Raw genomic sequence first — 21,270 nt, forward strand, 5'->3', positions numbered from 1 at the left:
GGGTGCGGGTGCTCGCCGGCCACTACTGGCGCAGGCCCACCCGGCTCGCGGCGTACGCGAGGGCGGCCGCCACCACGGCGGTGTAGACGCTGGCGCCGATCAGCAGCTTGGTCGCGCCGAGTCGCAGGCCCAGCTTGAGCGGGAGGTAGGTCCAGCCGTCGGCGTTGTCGGCCACCAGCCCCCACAGGGCCAGCAGCACGTGGACGCCGATGCCGAGGAGTGCGCAGAGCGCTACCAGGATCGGCTCGGGGGCGGCACCGTGGTCGCCGCCGCCCCAGCCGCCGTAGGAGAGGAAGGCCGGGTAGAGGGCGAACGCGATGGCCCAGGTGAGGAACGACAGCGGGCCGCGACGCAGCACGACGTTGCCGATCATGCCGACGGCGACCGAGGCCAGGTAGCACAGGCCCGCGCTGACGCCGTTGGAGATCGCCAGGGGTACGACGAGGAGCACCGCGCAGCACAGCGCGAACCACGCGGTGCCCGCCTCGAGCCGGCCGTCGGCGATCGGCTTGCCCGAACGCTCATGGGTCCGGTCGGCGCTCTCGTCGACGAGGTCGTTGTGCCAGCCGAGGATGGTCTGCCCGACAAGCACGGTGGCGAGGACGAGGGCGAGCTCGCGTCCGGGTCGACCGTCGACGGCCGCAGCACCGGCCAGCACCAGGGCGGTGAGCACGGCCTGGCGGGGATGCGCGGCGCGGATCAGCACGAACGGGAGCCAGTCGCCCACGCGTCGCGGCCGCTCGGCAGCGGTGGCGGGGTCGACGGTGACGGTGGCTGCGCTGGCAGCGGTCGGTGCAGCGGTGGTCTCAGCGGCCGGTCCGGCGGTGGTCCCCGCGGGGGTCCCCGCGGCGGTCTCAGCGGGGGTCTCAGCGGGGGTCTCAGCGGTGGTTCCGGCGGCGTCGTCACGTCCCCGCGGGCGGGTGAAAGGCAGGCGCCGTGGACGCGACTTCGACATGCGCGCAGTATCCCGAACCCGTCCCGCGGATGAGGGAAAACCGCTCTCCCGGGCGAGTCCCCGGCGCCGCGAAACCCGGCCGCACCACAACCTGACTGGTTCTGTCAAGCCCTGAATGTGCCCCTGACCTGCGCAAACGCGGATTCCATTACGTTCAGACCGTGATAGACTTGGCCGTCTAGGAAGGGGTACCTGACATATGACTTTCACCGTCGGCGAGACCGTCGTCTATCCGAACCACGGGGCCGCAGTCATCGAGGACATCGAGATGCGGACCATCAAGGGCGAGGAGCGACAGTACCTCGTGCTGAGGATCATCGCTCAGCAGGATCTGGTCGTCCGGGTTCCGGCCAACAACCTCGACCTCGTCGGCGTCCGCGACGTCGTCGACCGTGACGGTCTCGACCGCGTGTTCGAGGTGCTCCGCGCCGCGCACGTGGAGGAGCCGACCAACTGGTCGCGTCGCTACAAGGCCAACCTCGAGAAGCTGCACAGCGGTGACGTCATGAAGGTCGCCGAGGTCGTGCGCGACCTGTGGCGCCGCGAGCGCGACCGCGGCCTGTCGGCCGGCGAGAAGCGGATGCTGGCCAAGGCACGTCAGATCCTCGTCTCGGAGCTGGCTCTGTGCGAGCACACCAACGAGGACAAGGCCGAGGCCCTCCTCGACGAGGTTCTCGCGTCCTGATCGAGGACGACGCAACACAGGCTCTGGGATCCGTGGTCGAGGCCGACCGCGGATCCCTGCCGTTCGCCCTCATCCACGGTGAGGCACTGGTCGCCTGCGCCGTCTGGGCGCTGGGCGAGGCCGGTGTCACGCCGGTCGACTTCACCCTGCCCTGGGAGGCGGTCGTCGAGGCCGGACAGCCCTACGTCCTGCACGACCCGCTGTGCCCGATGACCCCGGCGAGCTTCGTGGCCCGCTGCGTGACGGAGGCCGTCGCCCGGGACGTGGTCGTGGTGGCGGTCCGCCCGGTGACCGACACGGTCAAGATCGTGGCCGACGGGCTGGTGGGCGACACCCTGGACCGGTCGGAGCTGGTCGAGGTCACCTCACCGATCGTGCTACCGGCCTCCGCCGTCGCCCGGCTTGACGAGCTCCCGAGCGGTGACTTCGCCACGCTCGCCGCACAGCTCGCCACCCGGTTCCCGATCCACACCCTCGAAGCCCCCGCCGAGGGCCGCCGGGTCGCAGACCTCGACGACGTACGGGTGCTGGAAGCGCTGACGCTGGGGTAGTCCGGGGCGCCAGGCAGGCCTACCGGTCGGTAGCCCCTGATCGACGCCCCGGACTACCCCAGCGCCTCGGCCAGCGCCACATCCTCGGGGAACGTCACCTTCAGGTTCCCCCGCGTCGACGGTACGGCGACGATCGCCATCCGGCCGTAGCGCTCGAGGCAGCCGGCGGTGTCGGTGAACTCGGCCCCGTCCGCCGCCGCAGCGCTGTACGCCGCCAGCAGCTCAGGGGCGCGGAACGACTGCGGGGTCTGCACGCCGACCAGGCGGTGCCCGTCGGCGTCGCCCGCGACCGGCTCCAGGGCACGGGTCAGCAGGTGTCCCAGCGGGGCGGTGGGGATGGCGCCGCCGTACTCGCGCGCGGCAGTGATGGTGGCGTGGTACAGGTCCGCGCCGGCGAGGGGGCGGGCGCTGTCGTGGATGGCGACCACGTCGACAGCACCGCTCTCGATGTCGGGGGCCAGCACCCGCAGGGCCTGCCATTCCGAGGCGTGCCGGGTCTGCCCGCCGGCCACGACGAGCACCTCGCGCTCGCCCAGCAGGCCCACCACCGCCTCGGCGACCTGCGGCTCCTCACCGGACCGCACGACCAGCACGACGCGAGCCACCTCGGGCACGGTGAGCGCCGTCGCGAGCGATCGGCCCAGGACCGTCGAGCCGCCCAGGGGGAGCAGCACCTTGTTCATCCCCGCACCGACCCGGGATCCCGACCCGGCGGCGAGGAGCACGATCGCGGCAGGCATGGGCGAAGGCTACTGGCCGGCCCCGGGAGGAATCGTTTTCATGGCTGTTACATCCAGAAACGATCCGTGAACCTGCCCGTCCTACGGTCGAGCGCACCATGACACCGCGACAGGCTCCGGGCGCCGCCGAGTGGCAGGCCGTCTGCCGGCTCGAGGACCTCGACGTCGAGCGCGGCGCGACAGCGCTCGTGCACGGCCAGGCGATGGCACTGTTCCGCACCGGCGACGACACCGTCTACGCGCTGGGCAACCACGATCCGTTCGCGCGCACGTCGATGCTGGCCCGCGGCATCGTCGGCCTTCGGGCGGGGGTGCCGTTCGTGGCCTCACCGAGCCACCGGCACGGCTTCGACCTGCGCACGGGCCGCTGCCTGGACGATCCGCACGTGGCCGTGCCCGCCTACGCCGTCAAGATCGTCGACGGCATGGTCCACGTGGGACGCCGGCTCAGGTCCTAGCTCAGTGCGCCGCCACCACCCACGCGGTGGTGTCCTGCGGCAGCAGCCCGTGGTGCAGCGGCCCGCTGGTCACCATGATCTCGCCGGCGGGCAGCTCGACCGGCGCCGCACCGAAGTTGGTCAGGCAGTGCCAACCGCCGGGCCGGGTGAAGTGCAGGAGGTTCGGGATCGAGTCCTCCCAGACCAGCGACTCGCCGCCCTGCAACCGGGCCCGTACGGCGAGCGCGGCTCGGTACAGGCTCAGCGTCGAGGCCGGGTCGTCCTGCTCCGCCTGCACGGACAGGGCCGCGAACCAGCGCGGCTGCGGCAGGTGCGCGCCGCCGCTGCCGAACCCGAACGAGGAGCCCTCGCGCGTCCATGGGATCGGCACGCGGGCGCCGTCACGGCCCTTCTGGGTGTGGCCGGACCGCTCGAAGGTCGGGTCCTGCAGCACGTCGCCGGGCAGGTCGGCGACCTCGTGCAGGCCGAGCTCCTCGCCCTGGTAGAGGTACGTCGAGCCCGGCAGTGCGAGCAGCAGCAGCGACGCGGCCCGCGCTCGCTGCAGGCCGCGTTCGGGGTCGAGCTGCGGCGTCGTACCGTCGGTGTTCACCCAGCCCTTCCCGTCCTGGCCGAGCTCGGCGGGCACGCCGCAGCCGTCCGGGCCGGCCGGTAGGCCGTAGCGCGACGCGTGCCGGACCACGTCGTGGTTGGACAGCACCCAGGTCGAGGAGGAGCCGGACTCGGCGCTGGCCTCCAGGTTGCGGGTGATCACGGTGCGGAAGATGCCGGGGTCCCAGTCGGCCTGCAGGAGGTCGAAGTTGAACGCCTGGCCCAGGCTCTCCGGTCGGGCGTAGCGGGCCCGCCGGCTCGGGTGGCACCAGGCCTCGGCGACGGCCGTGCGCGGGGGGTCGTACTCGTTGAGCACCTTGCGCCACTCCCGGAAGACCTCCTGGGCGTCGTCACGGTCCCAGATGGGGTGGTCGCCCACCAGCGGCTGCTGCTGCTCGGTCAGGTCGGGCGCCGAGGGCAACGGGTCGCTCATGTCCTTGGTCAGCGCGTGCGCGACATCGATCCGGAAGCCGTCGACCCCGCGGTCGGACCAGAACCTCAGCGTCGTGACGAAGTCCTCGCGGACCTCGGGGTTGTCCCAGTTCAGGTCGGGCTGTTCGGGAGCGAAGAGGTGGAGGTACCACTGGCCGTCGGGGACGCGGTGCCAGGCCGGGCCGCCGAACATCGAGGGCCAGTCGCTCGGCGGCTCGCTGCCGTCGGGGCCGGTACCGTCCCGGAAGTGGTAGCGCTGGCGGGCCGGTGAGCCCGGCGCGGACGCCAGCGCCTCCCGGAACCAACGGTGGCGGTTCGAGGTGTGGTTGGGCACGATGTCGACGATCAGCTTGATCCCGGCGTCGTGCAGGGCGGTGACCATCGCATCGAAGTCGGCCAGGGTGCCGAGCAGCGGGTCGACGTCGCGGTAGTCGTCCACGTCGTAGCCGCCATCGGCCAGCGCGGAGGGATAGAACGGGCTGAGCCAGACCGCGTCGATCCCCAGCGCCTTGAGGTAGCCGACGCGGGAGGTGATGCCCGGCAGGTCGCCGACGCCGTCGCCGTCGTGGTCGGCGAAGCTGCGCGGGTAGACCTGGTAGACCACCGCCTGCCGCCACCAGTCGCTGTCGGCCATGTCCTGGTTGCTCATCAAGCCTCCTGCTCGGCGAGGATCAGGGCGGTGGCGATGGCCGCGAGCCCCTCGCCCCGGCCGGTCAGGCCGAGCCCGTCGGTGGTGGTCGCCGAGACGGTAACCGGAGCGCCGAGCGCCACACCCAGCGCCTCCTCGGCCTCGCTGCGGCGAGGCCCGAGCTTGGGCTGGTTGCCGATCACCTGGATCGCCACGTTGCCGATCCGGAAGCCGGCGGCGCGGACCCGCCGGGCGGTCTCGCCCAGCAGGGTCGCTCCCGCAGCGCCGGCCCACGCGGGCTCCGCCGTACCGAAGTTCGAGCCGAGGTCGCCCAGCCCAGCGGCGGAGAGCAGCGCATCGCAGGCGGCGTGCGCTGCCACGTCGCCGTCGGAGTGGCCCTCCAGGCCGACCGGCGAGTCCGGCCAGGCGAGTCCGGCCAGGTGCAGGGGTACGCCGGGGGCGAGCCGGTGGACGTCTGTTCCGATGCCGATCCGTGGCAGGTTCACGCTTCCGATCATGCCGGAGGCACACTGGAGCCCGTGACGCAGTCCGCTTCCCGAGGGCCCCGGTGGGCCTGGCCCGCGGCCGGCCTGGTCGCGGGTGGCTCGGGCCTCGCCACCAGCTGGTTCGCCTCCAACGCCCTGCACGTGCGCGCCTGGCCGGTGGTCGCCGTCGCCGAATGGGTCATCCGGCACACGCCGGGCCACCTGGTGGAGACGGCGATCAAGCACCTGGGCCACCGCGACAAGCCGGTCCTGGTCGGCATCATCGTCGCGCTGCCGGCGGTGCTCTTCGTGCTGCTCGGTGCCGCCGGACGGCGCTGGTGGTGGGTGCCCGTCCTCGGGTTCGTGGCGCTCGCCGTGGTGGGCGGGCTGGCCGTCGCCGACGAGCGCGCCGAGGGCGGTCACGGCCAGGTGGCGGTGATGGTCGGGCTGCTCACCTGGGTGGGGGTCTACGGACTGCTGACCGAGCCGCTGCGCTACGACCCGCCCGAGGGCAGGCGGGCGGTGCTGCGACTCGGTCTGGTCTCGGTGGCCGCGGTCGCCGTGGGCGCCTTCGCGCCGTACGTCGGACGGGGGCGGCGCGCCGTCGAGGCCGCTCGCTCGAAGCTGCGGCTCACCGGCGTCACCGCGCCGGTGGTGCCGGCCGGAGCCGACCTCGGGCTCGCGCTGCCGTGGGCGACGCCGACCTCGGCGTTCTACCGGATCGACACCTCCGTCTCACCGCCGGCGCTGGACCCCGCGACGTGGCGGGTGCGGATCCACGGCATGGTCGAGCGCGAGCTCGACCTCTCCCTGGACGATCTGCTCGCGCGACAGCGCACCCAGGCCTGGATCACGCTGAACTGCGTCTCCAACCCGGTGGGCGGCGACCTGATCGGCAACGCCTGGTGGAGCGGCGTGCTGCTGCGCTCGCTGCTCGCCGAGGCAGGCGTCAAGAGCGGCGCGGACGCGGTCCTGCAGACCAGCGCCGACGGCTGGACCTGCGGCACGCCGCTCTCGGCGCTGCAGGACGGCCGCAACGCCATGCTCGCGGTCGCCATGAACGGTGCGCCGCTGCCGATCGACCACGGCTTCCCGGTGCGCACGGTCGTACCGGGGCTCTACGGCTACGTCAGCGCCTGCAAGTGGGTGGTCGACCTCAAGGTCACCACCATGGACGAGGCGGTCGGATACTGGATCCCGCTGGGGTGGTCGGCCAAGGGGCCGGTCAAGCTCGCCAGCCGGATCGACCGGCCCGCCTCGGGCGATGTGGTGCCGGCGGGCACCTCGACGATCGCAGGTGTCGCCTGGCAGCAGGAGACCGGCATCGACGCCGTTGAGGTGTCGGTCGACGGCGGGGCCTGGCAGAGGGCGACGCTCGGCCGGGTGCCCGACGACGAGACCTGGGTGCAGTGGCGCATCGACGTACCGCTCGCGAGCGGATCGCACGAGGCGCAGGTCCGTGCGGTGAGCAGCACCGGCGAGGTGCAGACGGCCGTACGTCGCGACGTGGTTCCCGACGGTGCCTCCGGCTGGCACCGGGTGGACTTCGAGGTCTCCTGAGCGGACGTTGACAACGACCCGGCCGGGCGGTGGTTACGGGTGTGATTCAGCACACGCCCGGGTCATCAGAACCGGCTGTGTCGGGACGACGAAGGAGTTATGAAACGCTCCCTCCCTCCAGTCCCAGGCTCCTTCGAGCCGTCCTCCGAACCGAGCCGTGAGCTCGCCCGTGAGCAGGTCGCGCGGCTCGGTCGCCTCTGCGCGGCAGTGGTCGTGGCCGGGGCGCTGCTCGTGGCCGGAACGGGCGCCGCCGATGCGGCTGCCCACCCGGCCCATCAGCACACCACGAAGCACACCAAGAAGCACGCCAAGAAGCACGCCAAGACCCGGCAGGCGAAGAAGAAGCACAAGGCGTGGGTCGCCACCGGACCGCACGCCACCGTCCAGGCGAGCGGCGCCGCGGCACGCTCGGTGGTCACCGATCCCACCGGCGACGTCACCGGCACCGGCCCGCTGCTGCGGGCACTGCGCAGCCCGGCTCGTCGCGCGGTGGACACCGAGGACACGTTGAGCGGCGACGCCGATCTCACCCGTGCGACGCTCATCCGCGACGGCGACGACGTCGAGATCACCGTCGACACCTCGACTGACTTCACCGGCGAGCAGGACCTCGCCGTCGGCACCCTCGCCGACGTGCGTGCCACCGAGACGTTCGACCTCGCCGTGGAGGCCAGTGGCGGTGCGACCGTCTACGACGCCACGGCCACGCTCACGGGCAGTGGTGACCTGGCCGCCGGCAGCGCGGCGACCCTCGACGACGACGGCTCGGTCACCTTCACGGTTCCGGTGGCGGCGCTGCCGCGCGATGCCCAGCTGCACGTCGACCTCAGCACCGACCTGGGTGTCACCGCCGACGTACTCGGGCTGGTGAGCGGCAGCCTCTCGGCGGATCTGGGCGACACGCTCGACTTCGGCTTCCACACCGGGAGCTGAGCCGCGACCCGAGGCCCCGGCGCTCCGCCGTCCCCCCGAGCGGAGCGTCGGGGCTTCGACGTTTCCGATAGCCCGCGCACTCTCTCTAGACTCAGCAGGTGACGTTCCGGATCTATGACAGCGCGACCCGCGAAGTGCGTGACTTCGTGCCTCTCGTCGAGGGCAGGGCTTCGCTCTATGTCTGCGGTCTGACGGTCCAGTCCGAGCCGCACGTCGGCCACGTCCGCAGCGGCGTCAACTTCGACGTGCTGCAGCGATGGCTGCGCCACCTCGGCTACGAGACCACGTTCATCCGCAACGTCACCGACATCGACGACAAGATCCTGATCAAGGCGCAGGACCAGGGCCGGCCCTGGTACAACCTCGCCTACGACATGCACCGCGAGCTGTCGAAGGCCTACGCCGCCCTCAACGTCGCCCCGCCGACCTACGAGCCGGCCGCGACCGGCCACATCCCCGAGATGGTGGAGCTGATCGCGGCCCTGATCGAGCGAGGGCACGCCTACCCAGCCGCCGACGGCTCGGGAGACGTCTACTTCGACGTACGCTCGTGGAAGGCGTACGGCGAGCTCACCGGCCAGGCCGTCGACGACATGGAGGCCGCTACCGACGCGGACCCGCGCGGCAAGCGCGACCCGCGCGACTTCGCGCTGTGGAAGGGCCACAAGGACTCCGAGCCCTCGACCGCGTCCTGGCCCGCGCCGTGGGGTCGCGGCCGTCCGGGCTGGCACATCGAGTGCACCGCGATGGCCGGGAAGTACCTCGGCGACGCCTTCGACATCCACGGCGGCGGCCTGGACCTGCGCTTCCCGCATCACGAGAACGAGCAGGCCCAGGCCCGGGCTGCCGGCCGCCCGTTCTCGACGTACTGGATGCACAACGCGTGGATCACCACCGCCGGCGAGAAGATGTCGAAGTCGCTGGGCAACTCGCTGACCATCCCGGCGGTGCTCGAGCGGTTCCGCGGCATCGAGCTGCGGTACTACCTGATCGCGGCGCACTACCGCTCGCACGTGGAGTTCAGCTTCGAGGCGCTGGCGGAGGCCGCCGCCGGCTTCCGCCGGATCGAGGGGTTCCTGGAGCGAGCCGCCGACGCCCTGGGTGAGGCTCGCGGCCGGGTCGCGACCCTGCCGGCGGCGTTCAGCGAGGCGATGGACGACGACCTCGGCACGCCGGCCGCTGTGGCGGTGCTCTTCGACCACGTCCGCGAGGGCAACCGGCTCATCGGCGAGGAGGACCTCGAGGGCGTGGCGCGCAGCCTCGGCGAGGTGGTGCTCATGCTCGACATCCTCGGCCTGAATCCGTCCGATCCCGCCTGGGGCGGGACCGCTGCCGGCGACGACAGGGCCCTCGACGCCGTCGGTGCCCTCGTCGCCGGGCTGCTGGAGCAGCGTGCGGCAGCCCGGGCGGCCAAGGACTGGGCCCGCGCCGACGAGATCCGCGACCAGCTCAAGGCGGCCGGGATCGACCTGGAAGACACCCCCGACGGACCGAAGTGGAGCCTTTCCTGATGGCTGGCAACTCCCAGCGCCGAGGCGCGATCCAGAAGAGCAACAAGAAGGGCGCGACCGTCGGATCCGGCGGTCAGCGCCGGCGCGGGCTGGAGGGCAAGGGCCCCACGCCGAAGGCGGCCGAGCGGCCCTATCACAAGGCCTACCGTGCCGCCGAGCTCGCCGACCGCTCGGCGAGCAGGCGCTCGGGGAAGGGTGGTGGCCCGCAGCGCAAGCGCGGCTCGGGCGACGCCGAGTGGATCATCGGTCGCAACGCGGTCGTGGAGGCGCTGCGCGAGGGCGTGCCGGTCAACGCGGTCTACGTCGCCGAGGGCGCCGAGCGCGACGGCCGGCTGCGCGAGGCGTTCCAGCTGGCCGCCGACCTCGGCATCGGCCTGCTCGAGGTGCCCAAGCCCGAGCTCGACCGGCTGACCGGCTTCAACGGGCACCAGGGCCTCGCTGCGCGCGTGCCGGCCTACGAGTACGCCCACCCCGCGGACCTGCTGGACCGCGCGGACGAGGCCGGCGAGGACGCGTTGATCGTCGTACTCGACCACGTCACCGACCCCCGCAACCTGGGTGCGATCGTGCGCTCGGCGGCGGCGTTCGGGGCGCACGGCGTGGTGATCCCGGAGCGGCGTGCGGCCGGCATGACGGCCGCCGCGTGGAAGACCTCGGCCGGTGCCGCGGCCCGGATCCCGGTGGCGCAGGTGGTCAACGTGAGCCGGGTGCTCAAGGAGTACCAGGACGCGGGCTGCCAGGTCATCGGCCTGGACATGGACGGCGATCTGGAGCTGACCGACGTCGCCCAGGTGGCCGACGGCCCGCTGGTGGTCGTCGTCGGCGCCGAGGGTGGGGGACTGGCCCGGCTCGTCACCCAGACCTGCGACCGGATCGTGTCGATCCCGATGGCCAACGCCGTCGAGTCGCTCAACGCCGGGGTGGCCGCCTCGGTGACGCTCTACGCGGTAGCCCAGGCACGCGCCAACCGTTGACCCGTCAGCCTGTTCCGGTCGAGACGTCAGTCTGTGTGGCTCGAGAGGTCGGCTTTTTGCGGCCCGAATGGCCATTCGACCCGCCGAAAGTGACCATTCGGCTCGCGAAAGGTGACGTCTCGACCTAGTCTGCCGGGGCGGTCAGCGCCTCGTCAGGGCGCGCGGGAAGGACCGCACCGATGTAGTCACGCGCCGCGTCGAGCAACTTGACGCTGTGACCGGCGCGCTCGGAGAGGAACCAACGATGTACCAGGATCTCGTGGAAGACCTCCGCCGGCTCCAGCTTGCCGGTGGCGGAGGCGGGGATCATCGCCACGATCGGCTCGTAGATCTCCTGGAGCCAGCGCTGGGCCACGACCTCGCGGGGGAGCCCACCCAGGTCGCGTGAGGCGGTGTAGGCGGCGATGTCGTTGAGCATCCGCCGCGCCTGGGCGTCCTCGGCCTGGATGCCGGTGAGACCGCGCAGGGTGCGCTGGTGGTGGCCGAGCTCGACCACCCGCGGCCGCAGCAGGACCGTGTCGCCGTCGTAGTCGGTGACGATGTCGAGCTCCTCGACGTCGAAGCCCAGGTCGTTGAGACGCTCGATGCGCTGCTCGATGCGCCACATCTCCTCGGCCGGGAAGTGCGTCTCGGCGGTGAGCTCCTCCCACAGCGCCTCGTAGCGGGTGCGGAGCCGCTCGACCACCGCGTCGACGGGGAAGTCCTCGGGCAGTGCTCCGCTGGCTTGTACGTCGAGGATCTCGGCGTACACGTTCTCCCGGGCGACCTCGAGGTCGTAGGCGCGCAGCCGGTCGGAGAGGGAGGGCTTGAGCTCGCCGGTCTCGGCGTCGACCAGGTAGGCGGCGAAGCCGCCGGCATCGCGCCGGAACAGCACGTTCGACAGCGACACGTCGCCCCAGTAGAAGTCGGCGAGGTGCAGCCGGACGAGGAGGACGACGAGCGCGTCGATGATGGCCGGCAGATGATCGGCGGTGAGGCCGTGCTCGAACAGGCTGCGGTAGGGCAACGAGAAGCGCAGGTGCTCGGTGAGCAGGGCCGCGGGCAGCTCGTTGCCGTCGGCGTCGGTCCGGCCGGTGACGACGCCCTGCGGCACCACGGCGGGCAGGCCGAGCCGCTGCAGGTCGCGCAGCGTGGTGTACTCCCGGAACGCGATCGGCTCCTGGGTCTCCTTGACCGCGTAGATCCGCGTCCCCAGGCGCACGATCCGGACCACATGCCGCGACAGGCCGCGCGCGAGCGGTACGACGACGTCGGTCGGCCACTCCTCCAACGGCGTCGACCAGGGCAGCCCCACGATCGCAGGATCGGGGCGGCTGGCGACGATGCGCAGGGCCATGGGAACAACCCTAGGGCGTGCTGGTCGGGGTGAGGTGCGGGGATAGTCCGGGGCGGAAATCATGCCTGTGGTCGGCGGACCCCTGATTTCCGCCCCGGACTACCCCGACGATCGCCTAGACCGCGCGGATCTCCAGCCAGGCGCCGTCCCTCGTGCCGGTGGCGAGCAGCACCTCGCCGTCGAGGCCCTCGATCCCCGCCACCGGGTCCTCACCGGCGCTGCGCCGGGCCACCACGAGCAGCGAGCCGTCGGGGTGTTCGCGCAGGTAGGCCAGCGCCTCGTCGTCGGCGTACGCCCAGCGCAGGCCGCCGTCGATCAGGGCCGGGTGCTCGCGGCGCAGCCGGGCCAGGGCGCCGTACACGTCGAGAGTGGTGGTGTCCCAGGCCTCCTGCTGCGCCCACGGCATCGGCCGACGCCCGTCCTCGCCGAGGACACCCTCCAGGCCGATCTCGTCGCCGGCGAAGACCATCGGCACGCCCGGCAGGGTGAACTGCAGGCCGGCTGCCACCCGGTGCACCGCCGGGTCGACCACCAGGGTGCGGATGCGCGCTGAGTCGTGCGAGGACAGGATGTTCCAGGACTGCTGGGCCGCCCGCCAGCCGTAGCGGGCGCGCCACTCGCGCAACTCCCGCATCACCAGCTCCCCGCCCCGGCGGGCCACGGGGATCGGACGCCCGAAGGGCCGCGCGTCGTTCCGCTCGGCCCGCAGCCAGGACCAGATCGGCCAGGAGAAGCCGGAGTAGTTCATCGTGCCGTGCCAGCCGTCCCCGTCGATGTCGCCGCTGGCGTCGTGGTTGTGCTCGCCGATCACCCAGGCCTCGGGGTTGAGCACCGTGGCGGTGTCGCGGATCGTGCGGGCCACGTCGTGGTTGACGTCGGTGGCGCCGAGCCGCCCGCTCATGTTGGCCACGTCGATCCGCCACCCGTCCAGGGAGTACGGCGGCCGCAGCCAACGCGCGACAGTGGAGTCAGGGCCCTCGGTCATCGCTCGGCGCATGTCGGCCCGGGTGTGGTCGAGCTTCGGCAGCGTCTCGTGGCCCATCCAGCACTCGTAGGAGCCGTCGTGCCCGAAGAAGTACCAGTCCCGGGTGGCGCCGCCCTCCAGCGCCTGCCGGAACCACTCGTGGGTGTCGCCGGTGTGGTTGGCGGTCAGGTCGCCGAGCAGGTGCCAGCCGCGGTCGTGCACCGCCGCCGAGAGTCGGGCATAGGCCTCGTCGCCGCCGAGCAGCGGGTCGATGCGGTCGAAGGTGGAGGCGTTGTAGCGGTGGTTGCTCTCGCCGGGGAAGACCGGCGTGAGGTAGACGGTGGTGGCGCCCACCCGCTCGATGTGGTCGAGGTGGTCGACGATGCCGTCCAGGTCGCCGCCGTAGAAGCCGAGCCAGGTCCGGTCGTCGGTCGGTTCGTAGGCGGGCAGGCTGTCCCACGGCTGTGGCTTGGCCCACGGCGGCGTCGGCCGGTCGTCGGCGGCGGCGCTGCGCGCGAAGCGGTCCGGGAAGATCTGGTAGACGACCGTGCGGGTCGACCATTGCGGCGCCGGCGCATGCGCGCTGAGCCTGAAGTCGAAGGTGTCCGACGGGTCGTGTGCCACGGTGCCGTTGGCGGTCGTCCAGCGCTGGTCGCCGTCGCTGTCCTCGATGAGGAAGCGGTAGTGCGTCACCGGGTTGTGCACCGGGATGGTGCCCTGCCACCAGGTCGGTTCGATGCGCTCGCACTCGTGGTAGGTGGGCTCCGCGTCGTACGTCGTGCGCACCCAGACGCGCTGCGCCGGGTCGTCGGCTGCGACGCGCAGGCGGACGGTGACCAGCTCGCCCAGGGTCGGCGAGGGCTTGTCGACGTACAGCGGCGATCCGTCGTGGTGCGGCTCGGCAAGCAGGCTCATGCAGCCATCTAAGCGGGTGGTGTCTAGTATTGGCGCGCCGCTGGGGCGGCATGCCGGTGTAGCTCAGTTGGTAGAGCGTCTTACTTGTAATAAGAGGGTCGCGGGTTCGATTCCTGTCACCGGCTCCACAGAGGATCGACGGACCGCTCGGCGCCGTACAGGTGCTGGTGAGGTCTCGCGCAGCGAAGCGCCGAGCCCCAGCCACTTGCCAGCGCGCCGCACCTGTGGCGTTGTTGTCGGTATGGCCGAGATCCTGCTGCTCCACCACGCCCGCGGGTTGACCGACGGTGTGCACCACTTCGCCGACACCCTCCGCGAGGCGGGCCACACCGTGCACACGCCCGACCTCTACGAGGGTCGCCTCTTCTCCGACACCGAGGCGGGCGTTGCGCACATGCGCGCCCTCGGCGACGAGGTGCTGAGCCGCCGCGCCGCCGCGGCGGAGGCGGGACTGCCGACGGCCGGACTGGTCTACGCCGGCATGTCGATGGGCTGCGGCTACGCGACCTGGCTGGCGCTCAAGCATCGGCCCGGTAGCGCGCGGGCGATGCTCTACCTCTTCGGTGCCCCCGATCCGCGCTGGTTCGAGACCGAGTGGCCCGAGGGCCTGCCCGCCGTCGCGCACCAGACCATCGAGGACCCGTGGCGGGAGCTCTCGGAGGACGCCGGCTTCCGCGATCGGGTGCCGGGCGGCCGACTGATCGACTACTCCGGTAGCGGCCACCTCTTCCTCGACGACAGCACCGAGGACTACGACCCGGTGGCGGCTCGGCAGGCTCAGACCCACATCCTGGCCTGGCTCGACGCGCTCCCGTGAGCCGGTGGCCGGCGGCCCCGGGTCAGCGCAGCCGGACCGCCTCGAACCGGGCCGGTGGGTGGGCGATGTCCTCCTGGGACCCGACCAGTTCGAGCTCGCGCCGGCCCGACTCCAGCGTGCGCTCGAGGATCGCGAACATGGTGTTCGCCGTCCGCTCCAGCGCCGTCGCCGTCGAGCCGCTGCCGAGCAGGTGCGCGAGGTAGACGGCCGCCGTCACGTCGCCGCCGCCGTTCGGCGTGATCGGCAGGCGCGGGGTGGTGACGCGCCAGGCGCCGCTGTCGTCGACGGCGACCAGGGACAGCGTGTCCGGCTCCGCTGTCACCACCGAGGTGACCAGCACGTTGCGCGGTCCGGTCGCCCGGACGCGCTCCACGGCGGCCAGCACGGCATCGACGCTCGTCGTGGGCTCCACCCCGGCGAGGAAGTCGAGCTCGAAGTGGTTGGGGGTGATCACGTCCGCCGCGGGCACCACCCGGTCGCGCATGAACTCCGGGATCCCCGGTCGGACGAACATGCCCCGGCCGACGTCGCCCATCACCGGGTCGCAGCAGTAGATCGCCTGCGGGTTCGCCGCCTTCACCCGCGCCACGGCGTCCAGCACGACGCCACCGACGGCGGGGTCGCCCTGGTAGCCCGACAGGACGGCGGAGATCCCCGGCAGGGCGCCCCGGTCCGAGATCCCCTCGATCACCGCCGCGACGTCGGTCGGATCCTGCACCGGACCGCGCCACTCGCCGTACCCGGTGTGGTTGGAGAAGTTCACCGTGAGCACGGGCCAGACCTCGTGTCCCAGCCGCTGGAGCGGGAAGACGGCGGCGGAGTTGCCGACGTACCCGAACGCCACCTGGGACTGGATCGAGAGGATCTGCATGGTCGGTATCGTGCCTGACATGAGCGATGCGATGGCCTATCGGCCCCTGGGCGACTCCGGACTGATGGTCAGCGCCGTCGGGATCGGCTGCAACGCCTTCGGCCGCCGGGTCGATCTCGACGGGGTGCGCGACATCCTCCGCGCTGCCCGCGACACGGGCGTCACGCTGCTCGACACCGCCGACATCTACGGGGGTGCCGGAGCCAGCGAGAGCCTGCTCGGCGAGGCACTGCAGGGTCAGCGCGAGCACTTCGTGGTGGCGACCAAGTTCGGCATGGCGATGGGCGGCGAGTACGGCGAGGACTTCGGCGCTCGTGGCGCTCGTCGCTACGTCCGCCGGGCCGTGGAGGGATCGCTGCGGCGGCTGCAGACCGACCACATCGATCTCTACCAGCTGCACCGGCCGGACCCGATCACGCCGATCGAGGAGACGCTCGCCGTCCTGACCGACCTGGTCCACGAGGGGAAGATCGGCTACCTGGGCTGCTCGAACTTCTCCGCCTGGCAGCTCGCGGACGCGGATTGGACCGCCCGGACCGCAGGCCTGGAGCGGTTCGTCTCGATCCAGAACCAGTACTCGCTGCTGACCCGCGACATCGAGGAGGAGGTCGTCCCGGCCGCCGAGCACTTCGGTGTCGGCGTGCTCCCGTTCTTCCCCCTCGAGGCGGGCCTGCTGACCGGGAAGTACCGGCGCGGTCAGGAGCCGCCCGCGGGCAGCCGGTTCGCCCACGAGCAGGGCCGGGGGCAGTGGCTGGAGAACGCCGACTGGGACACCATCGAGGCCTTCGAGGCCTACGCCGCCGAGCGCGACCTCAGCCCGCTCGATGTGGCCATCGCCGGTCTGGCGGCGCAGCCGGGCGTCTCCTCGGTGATCTCCGGCGCGACCAGCGGCGATCAGGTGCGGGCCAACGCGGCGGCGCTGCGCTGGGAGCCGACCGAGCAGGACCTGGTCGACCTGGACGAGATCACCGCCCCCTAGGCCGAGGCGTCACCTTCCGCGGGTCGAGTGACCGGTCGGCCGGACACTCGACCCGCCAAACGTGACGTCTCGGCGTCAAGCGACCTGGAGCGACCGCTTCGACAGGCCCATCCAGAACCCGTCGATCACCTGGATGCCGGGCTCGTCGGGCGTGGTGGCCGCGCCGAGGGTGACGAACAGCGGGGTGTAGTGCTCCACGGTCGGGTGCGCGTAGGGCATGCCGGGTGCCTGGTGGCGGAAGTCCGCCAGCGAGTCGACGTCGCCGCGCGCGAGCGCCTCGCCCGCCCACGCGTCGAAATCGGCCGACCAGCCGGGCGCCTGGGCGTCGATCCGCCACGAGGTCAGGAACGGCAGGCCGTGGGTGAGGAAGCCGGAGCCGATGATCAGCACACCCTCGTCGCGCAGCGGTCGCAGCCGCTCGCCCAACGCCAGCAGCCGGGTCGGGTCCTGGGTGGGCAGCGACATCTGGAGCACCGGGATGTCGGCCGCCGGGTACATGATCCGCAGCGGCACCCAGGCGCCGTGGTCGAGGCCGCGGGTGGTGTGCTGGTGGACCGGTTCGGTGGCAGGCATCATCGCCGTGACCCGTCGGGCGAGCCAGGAGGCGTCGGGAGTCTGGTAGGTCATCCGGTAGTACTTCTCGTCGAAGCCGCCGAAGTCGTAGACCAGCGGCGCGGCGGAAGCGCTGAGCATGACCGGGGCTGACTCCCAGTGCGCCGAGACGATCAGGATGGCCCGCGGGCGCGGCAGGTCGGCCGCCCAGGCGGCGAGCTGGCCCGACCAGACCGGGTCATCGAGCAGGGGCGGCGCTCCGTGGCCGATGTACAGAGCGGGCATCCGGGTGTTCATGACTCTCCTCAGCTAGTTGAGGATTAAATCTATTCCGAGGGCACCGTCCAGTCCATCGGTGGGGCGCCCTGGGCCACCAGCAGCTCGTTGACGCGCGAGAACGGCCGCGACCCGAAGAAGCCGCGGTGCGCGGACAGGGGCGAGGGGTGGGCGGACTCGACGTACGGGACCTGGCCGAGCACCGGCTTGAGTGACTGCGCGTGCCGTCCCCACAGCACCGCGACCAGCGGACCTCCGCGCTCGACCAGAGCGGAGATCGCACGCCCGGTCACCGCCTCCCAGCCCCTGCCCGAGTGCGACGCGGGCGCGCCGGGGCGGACGGTGAGCGAGCGGTTGAGCAGCATGACGCCGCGCATCGACCAGGCCGTCAGGTCACCGTGCTCCGGCGGCGTCAGGCCGAGGTCCGAGCCGAGCTCGGCGTAGATGTTGCGCAGCGACGCGGGCAGCGGGCGGACGTGCCTCTCCACCGCGAAGGACAGACCGATGGGGTGGCCGGGGGTCGGATACGGATCCTGACCGACCACCAACACCCGTACGTCGGCGAGCGGCCGCCGGAACGCCGCGAACACGCGGTCGCCCTCGGGCAGGTAGGGCCTGCCCTTGGCCAGCTCCTCGCGCAGGAACGCGCCCATCGCGATGATCCGCTCCTCGACGGGTACCAGGGCCTCGGCCCAGTCCGCCGCCATCAGCCCCCGCTCGACCAGCCCGCGCAGTCCGCTCACGGGTGGCACGTTAGCGTTGCCGAGGAATCCCGGGTGCACCAGTGCAAGGAGCATGTCCATGAAGTTCGGTCTCTTCATCCCGCAGGGTTGGCGCTTCGACCTCGTCGGCATCGAGCCATCCCGGCAGTGGTCGACGATGCGCGACCTGGTGGTCCACGCCGACCAGGGCACCGCCTGGGAGTCGGCCTGGGTCTACGACCACTTCCACACCACGCCGCAGCCCTCCGACCAGGCCACCCACGAGGCATGGACCTTGATGAGCGCCTTCGCCGCCGCCACCGACCGGATCCGGCTCGGCCAGATGTGCACGTGCATGAGCTACCGCAACCCGGCCTACCTGGCCAAGGTCGCCGCGACGGTCGACCACGTCTCCGGCGGCCGGATCGAGATGGGCATCGGCGCGGGGTGGTACGAGCACGAGTGGCGGGCCTACGGCTACGGCTTCCCCGAGGCGCGCGACCGCCTCGGCATGCTGCGCGAAGGGGTGCAGATCTTCCAGCAGGCCTGGACCCAGGGCGTCTCCTCCCTGCAGGGGAAGTACTACCAGGTCGACGGTGCGATCTGTCAGCCGCTGCCGATCCAGCAGGGCCGCTCCGGCATCCCGCTGTGGATCGCCGGGGGCGGCGAGAAGGTCACCCTCAAGATCGCCGCGCAGTACGCCGACTACACCAACTTCGCCGGTGACGACGAGGGCTTCGCCGCCAAGTCGGCCATCCTCGCCGAGCACTGCGCGGCGCTCGGTCGCGACGTCGGCGAGATCACCCGCTCGGCCAACTACAACGTGTTCATCGGCGAGACCGAGCGCGAGGTCGAGGACAAGGTCGCCTGGTACGCCGACCACCTGCGCGCCTCGCTGGGCGAGGCGGCCGGTGCCGAGCACGCCCGCCGTACCGCCGACCAGGGCCTGATCGGCACGCCGGAGCAGATCGTGGAGCGGCTCGAGAAGCTCGGCGGCCTCGGCATGACCTATGCCATCACCTACTTCGCGGACGCTGCCTACGACCGCTCGAGCATCGAGCTCTTCGAGCAGCAGGTGATCCCGGCCCTGGGCTGAGGAGCCGTCCGACCCGGATGAGCCCGGGCGCGCGCCCGGGATCACCCGGTGCCGGGACCGGGGTCAGGCGCGCTGGCGCACGTCGTACGCCGCGATCGCGGTGCCGGCGAGCGTGAAGAGCAGCGCCAGCCAGTAGCCGGCGCCGTGGCCGTAGTCGAGGCCCTGCATGCTCACCTTGTCGCCCGGCCAGATGAAGAGGGCCATCAGGGTGCAGACGAAGCCGACGCCGAACAACGCCAGGACCGTCACGGGCGGCACCGTCACACGCACCCGCAGGGCGGGCAGGATCGCGACCGCCCCACCGGCGAGCGCCAGCAGGGCGCCGGCCCAGCCGAAGAATCCGTGCCACGCGCTTCCCGAGCCGCTCACCCCGCCGAAGCCGGCCGCGCTGCTGAAGGTCACGGTGTAGTAGGGCAGGAAGGACCAGATCAGGGTGAGCAGGCCGATCGCCGCGAGCGAGAGCGGGATCCGGCCGGCCGACCGGAGGTCGGCCTGGACGCGGTTGAGGTCGAAGCCGGTGGTCGGCTCGGACGGCGGAGGGGACGGTTCGGTCACGGGGGATCCTCAGGGTCGAGTGGACGTGAGCGCTCCACTCTGCTGCCTGGGCGCTGCTCAGGGCAAGGTTCTGTTCAGGAAACGTCGACCCGGCCTCGGGACCCAGGCCTCGGACTCACGCCTCGGACTCACGCCTCGGTGAGCGGCCTGACCTGCTTGCCGTGCTCGGCCGGCACGTTCGCCATCTCGGTCAGGAACGAGCTGGCCCAGGCGTCGATGTCGTTGGTGGCGACCGTCTTGCGCATCGCCTTCATGCGGCGGGTCTGCTCGCGGTGATCGGCCTGGTACGCCTCCAGCAGCGCTGACTTCATCCCGTTGAGGTCGTAGGGATTGACCAGCCACGCCTGGCGCAGCTCGTCGGCCGCCCCCGCGAACTCGGAGAGGACCAGGGCGCCGTCGTTCTCGTACCGGCAGGCGACGTACTCCTTGCACACCAGGTTCATCCCGTCGCGGTACGGCGTCACGACCATCACGTCGGCGGCGCGGTAGAGCGCGGCCATCTCCTCGCGCGGGTAGGAGGAGTGCAGGTAGGACACCGCCGGCCGCCCGATCCGACCGAGGTCGCCGTTGATCCGGCCCACCAGCCGGTCGATCTCGTCGCGCAGCACGCGGTACTGCTCGACGCGCTCGCGGGAGGGCACCGCCACCTGGACGAAGACCGCGTCGTCGACGTCGATGTGGTCATCGCGCATCAGCTCGGAGAACGCGCGCAGCCGGGCGTAGATCCCCTTGGTGTAGTCGAGGCGATCGACCCCCAGGAAGATCTTGCGCGGATTGCCGAGTGCCTCGCGGATCTCCTTGGCCCGGGCGTTGACGCTCTCCGAGCGCGCCAGCTCCTCGAAGCCGGCCGCGTCGATGGAGATCGGGAAGGCAGCGGCCTTCACGGTGCGCCCGTCGGGCAGGTAGACCAGGTCGCGGTGGGTCTTGTGCCCCACCCGCTGGCGCACGAGCCGGATGAAGTTCTGGGCGGCGCCCGGCAGCTGGAAGCCGACCAGGTCGGCGCCGAGCAGGCCCTCCAGGATCTGCCGGCGCCAGGGCAGCTGCTGGAAGAGCTCGGCCGGCGGGAACGGGATGTGCAGGTAGAACCCGATGCGCAGGTCGGGGCGGAGCTCGCGCAGCATCTCGGGCACGAGCTGGAGCTGGTAGTCCTGGATCCACACCGTGCCGCCCTCGGCGGCGACCTCGGCGGCCTTCTCGGCGAAGCGCCTGTTGACGTCGCGGTAGGAGTCCCACCACTCCCGGTGGAAGGCCGGCTTGGCGACCAGGTCGTGGTACAGCGGCCAGATCGTGGCGTTCGAGAAGCCCTCGTAGTGGCCCTCGATCTCCTCGGGGGTCATCGACATCGGCAGCAGGCGCATGCCGTCGTCCTCCAGCGGCGCAAGATCCTGCTCGGTGCCGCCCGGCCAGCCGATCCACACGCCGTCGTTGGCGCGGAGCACGGGTTCGAGGGCGGTGACGAGGCCGCCGGGTGAGCGTCGCCAGGTCCGGGTCCCATCGGCCAGCTCGACCCGGTCAACGGGGAGACGGTTGGCAACGATGACGAGATCGGCCTGCATGTTGTCGACCATAGCCGGGATCAGTTACCCGTCACGGCACCGGGCAGTCCTCGACGTCGTGTCGGTTCCGGAGGCATCACCGGCGAAAGCTGTAGCCACGGCGGACATTTTTAGTTACTCTAGGACTCAGTGCTGAGGCACGTCCGGAGAGC

General features: G+C 71.6%; 21 protein-coding genes and 1 tRNA gene. 11 read left to right on the forward strand and 11 right to left on the reverse strand.

Annotation, left to right across the window (positions count from 1 at the left end; translation table 11 throughout):
• Window positions 1-22: 22 nt before the first annotated feature.
• On the reverse strand, window positions 23-955 hold the full coding sequence (locus P5P86_RS04570) for a UbiA prenyltransferase family protein (protein WP_280610108.1): 933 nt from the start codon (window positions 953-955) through the stop codon (window positions 23-25).
• A 199-nt stretch (window positions 956-1,154) separates the two neighbouring features.
• On the opposite strand from P5P86_RS04570, the gene P5P86_RS04575 reads away from it, so the two are divergent.
• Both P5P86_RS04575 and P5P86_RS04580 read left to right on the forward strand, forming a co-directional pair.
• Entirely contained in the window at window positions 1,155-1,640 is a 486-nt protein-coding gene (locus tag P5P86_RS04575; protein ID WP_017932955.1) for a CarD family transcriptional regulator, read from the forward strand.
• A 32-nt stretch (window positions 1,641-1,672) separates the two neighbouring features.
• The gene (locus P5P86_RS04580; protein WP_280610109.1) at window positions 1,673-2,191 is read left to right on the forward strand and encodes a 2-C-methyl-D-erythritol 4-phosphate cytidylyltransferase; all 519 of its coding nucleotides are present in this window, start codon (window positions 1,673-1,675) and stop codon (window positions 2,189-2,191) included.
• A 53-nt stretch (window positions 2,192-2,244) separates the two neighbouring features.
• Here P5P86_RS04580 and P5P86_RS04585 read toward each other — a convergent pair whose 3' ends face one another.
• Window positions 2,245-2,931, reverse strand: a complete 687-nt coding sequence (locus P5P86_RS04585) for an IspD/TarI family cytidylyltransferase (protein WP_280610110.1) — start codon at window positions 2,929-2,931, stop codon at window positions 2,245-2,247.
• 98 nt (window positions 2,932-3,029) lie between these two features.
• Between P5P86_RS04585 and nirD the strand changes: the two genes are divergently transcribed.
• A complete protein-coding gene (gene nirD / locus P5P86_RS04590) occupies window positions 3,030-3,389 on the forward strand; it encodes a nitrite reductase small subunit NirD (RefSeq protein ID WP_280610111.1) in 360 nt (119 codons plus the stop codon).
• Between the two features lies 1 nt (window position 3,390).
• Here the strand turns inward: nirD and P5P86_RS04595 are convergent, their stop codons facing one another.
• Complete coding sequence (locus tag P5P86_RS04595) at window positions 3,391-5,058, reverse strand: glycoside hydrolase family 13 protein (protein WP_280610112.1); 1,668 nt, start codon at window positions 5,056-5,058, stop codon at window positions 3,391-3,393.
• A complete protein-coding gene (gene ispF / locus P5P86_RS04600; protein ID WP_280610113.1) occupies window positions 5,058-5,555 on the reverse strand; it encodes a 2-C-methyl-D-erythritol 2,4-cyclodiphosphate synthase in 498 nt (165 codons plus the stop codon). Before ispF ends, P5P86_RS04595 begins: the two co-directional genes overlap by 1 nt.
• A gap of 21 nt (window positions 5,556-5,576) precedes the next feature.
• On the opposite strand from ispF, the gene P5P86_RS04605 reads away from it, so the two are divergent.
• The 4 genes from P5P86_RS04605 to rlmB all read left to right on the forward strand — a co-directional run bounded on the left by P5P86_RS04605 (window position 5,577) and on the right by rlmB (window position 10,500).
• Window positions 5,577-7,082 (forward strand): molybdopterin-dependent oxidoreductase, encoded by a 1,506-nt coding sequence (locus tag P5P86_RS04605; RefSeq protein ID WP_280610114.1) that lies wholly within the window; start codon window positions 5,577-5,579, stop codon window positions 7,080-7,082.
• Window positions 7,083-7,181: 99 nt separating this feature from the next.
• Window positions 7,182-8,015 carry a hypothetical protein gene (locus P5P86_RS04610; RefSeq protein ID WP_280610115.1) on the forward strand — a complete coding sequence of 278 codons (834 nt, stop codon included), beginning with the start codon at window positions 7,182-7,184 and terminating at the stop codon, window positions 8,013-8,015.
• A 98-nt stretch (window positions 8,016-8,113) separates the two neighbouring features.
• Window positions 8,114-9,526, forward strand: a complete 1,413-nt coding sequence (cysS, locus tag P5P86_RS04615; protein WP_280610116.1) for a cysteine--tRNA ligase — start codon at window positions 8,114-8,116, stop codon at window positions 9,524-9,526.
• The gene (gene rlmB / locus P5P86_RS04620) at window positions 9,526-10,500 is read left to right on the forward strand and encodes a 23S rRNA (guanosine(2251)-2'-O)-methyltransferase RlmB (protein WP_280610117.1); all 975 of its coding nucleotides are present in this window, start codon (window positions 9,526-9,528) and stop codon (window positions 10,498-10,500) included. Before cysS ends, rlmB begins: the two co-directional genes overlap by 1 nt.
• 124 nt (window positions 10,501-10,624) lie before the next feature.
• Here rlmB and P5P86_RS04625 read toward each other — a convergent pair whose 3' ends face one another.
• Both P5P86_RS04625 and P5P86_RS04630 read right to left on the reverse strand, forming a co-directional pair.
• Window positions 10,625-11,836, reverse strand: a complete 1,212-nt coding sequence (locus P5P86_RS04625; RefSeq protein WP_280610118.1) for a DUF4032 domain-containing protein — start codon at window positions 11,834-11,836, stop codon at window positions 10,625-10,627.
• A gap of 115 nt (window positions 11,837-11,951) precedes the next feature.
• Window positions 11,952-13,715: a glycoside hydrolase family 13 protein gene (locus P5P86_RS04630; RefSeq protein ID WP_280610119.1), complete on the reverse strand. Its 1,764-nt coding sequence runs from the start codon at window positions 13,713-13,715 to the stop codon at window positions 11,952-11,954.
• Between the two features lie 52 nt (window positions 13,716-13,767).
• Between P5P86_RS04630 and P5P86_RS04635 the strand changes: the two genes are divergently transcribed.
• Both P5P86_RS04635 and P5P86_RS04640 read left to right on the forward strand, forming a co-directional pair.
• Window positions 13,768-13,843, forward strand: a tRNA-Thr gene (locus P5P86_RS04635).
• Window positions 13,844-13,956: 113 nt separating this feature from the next.
• Entirely contained in the window at window positions 13,957-14,532 is a 576-nt protein-coding gene (locus P5P86_RS04640; protein ID WP_280610120.1) for a dienelactone hydrolase family protein, read from the forward strand.
• 22 nt (window positions 14,533-14,554) lie between these two features.
• On the opposite strand, the gene pdxY is transcribed toward P5P86_RS04640, so the two are convergent.
• On the reverse strand, window positions 14,555-15,403 hold the full coding sequence (gene pdxY, locus P5P86_RS04645) for a pyridoxal kinase PdxY (protein ID WP_280610121.1): 849 nt from the start codon (window positions 15,401-15,403) through the stop codon (window positions 14,555-14,557).
• Window positions 15,404-15,422: 19 nt separating this feature from the next.
• Here pdxY and P5P86_RS04650 point away from each other — a divergent pair, with 19 nt between their 5' ends.
• Window positions 15,423-16,382, forward strand: a complete 960-nt coding sequence (locus tag P5P86_RS04650) for an aldo/keto reductase (protein ID WP_280610122.1) — start codon at window positions 15,423-15,425, stop codon at window positions 16,380-16,382.
• A gap of 75 nt (window positions 16,383-16,457) precedes the next feature.
• On the opposite strand, the gene P5P86_RS04655 is transcribed toward P5P86_RS04650, so the two are convergent.
• Both P5P86_RS04655 and P5P86_RS04660 read right to left on the reverse strand, forming a co-directional pair.
• Window positions 16,458-17,219 (reverse strand): dioxygenase family protein, encoded by a 762-nt coding sequence (locus P5P86_RS04655; RefSeq protein WP_280610123.1) that lies wholly within the window; start codon window positions 17,217-17,219, stop codon window positions 16,458-16,460.
• A gap of 41 nt (window positions 17,220-17,260) precedes the next feature.
• Window positions 17,261-17,917, reverse strand: a complete 657-nt coding sequence (locus tag P5P86_RS04660; protein WP_280611210.1) for a uracil-DNA glycosylase — start codon at window positions 17,915-17,917, stop codon at window positions 17,261-17,263.
• Between the two features lie 94 nt (window positions 17,918-18,011).
• Here P5P86_RS04660 and P5P86_RS04665 point away from each other — a divergent pair, with 94 nt between their 5' ends.
• Window positions 18,012-19,007 carry an LLM class F420-dependent oxidoreductase gene (locus P5P86_RS04665; RefSeq protein ID WP_280610124.1) on the forward strand — a complete coding sequence of 332 codons (996 nt, stop codon included), beginning with the start codon at window positions 18,012-18,014 and terminating at the stop codon, window positions 19,005-19,007.
• Between the two features lie 63 nt (window positions 19,008-19,070).
• Here the strand turns inward: P5P86_RS04665 and P5P86_RS04670 are convergent, their stop codons facing one another.
• Complete coding sequence (locus P5P86_RS04670) at window positions 19,071-19,562, reverse strand: hypothetical protein (RefSeq protein ID WP_280610125.1); 492 nt, start codon at window positions 19,560-19,562, stop codon at window positions 19,071-19,073.
• 128 nt (window positions 19,563-19,690) lie between these two features.
• Entirely contained in the window at window positions 19,691-21,118 is a 1,428-nt protein-coding gene (locus tag P5P86_RS04675; RefSeq protein ID WP_446724921.1) for an alpha,alpha-trehalose-phosphate synthase (UDP-forming), read from the reverse strand.
• Window positions 21,119-21,270: the final 152 nt, after the last annotated feature.

It is taken from the genome of Nocardioides sp. BP30 (assembly GCF_029873215.1).
In the GTDB taxonomy this organism is placed as follows: domain Bacteria; phylum Actinomycetota; class Actinomycetes; order Propionibacteriales; family Nocardioidaceae; genus Nocardioides.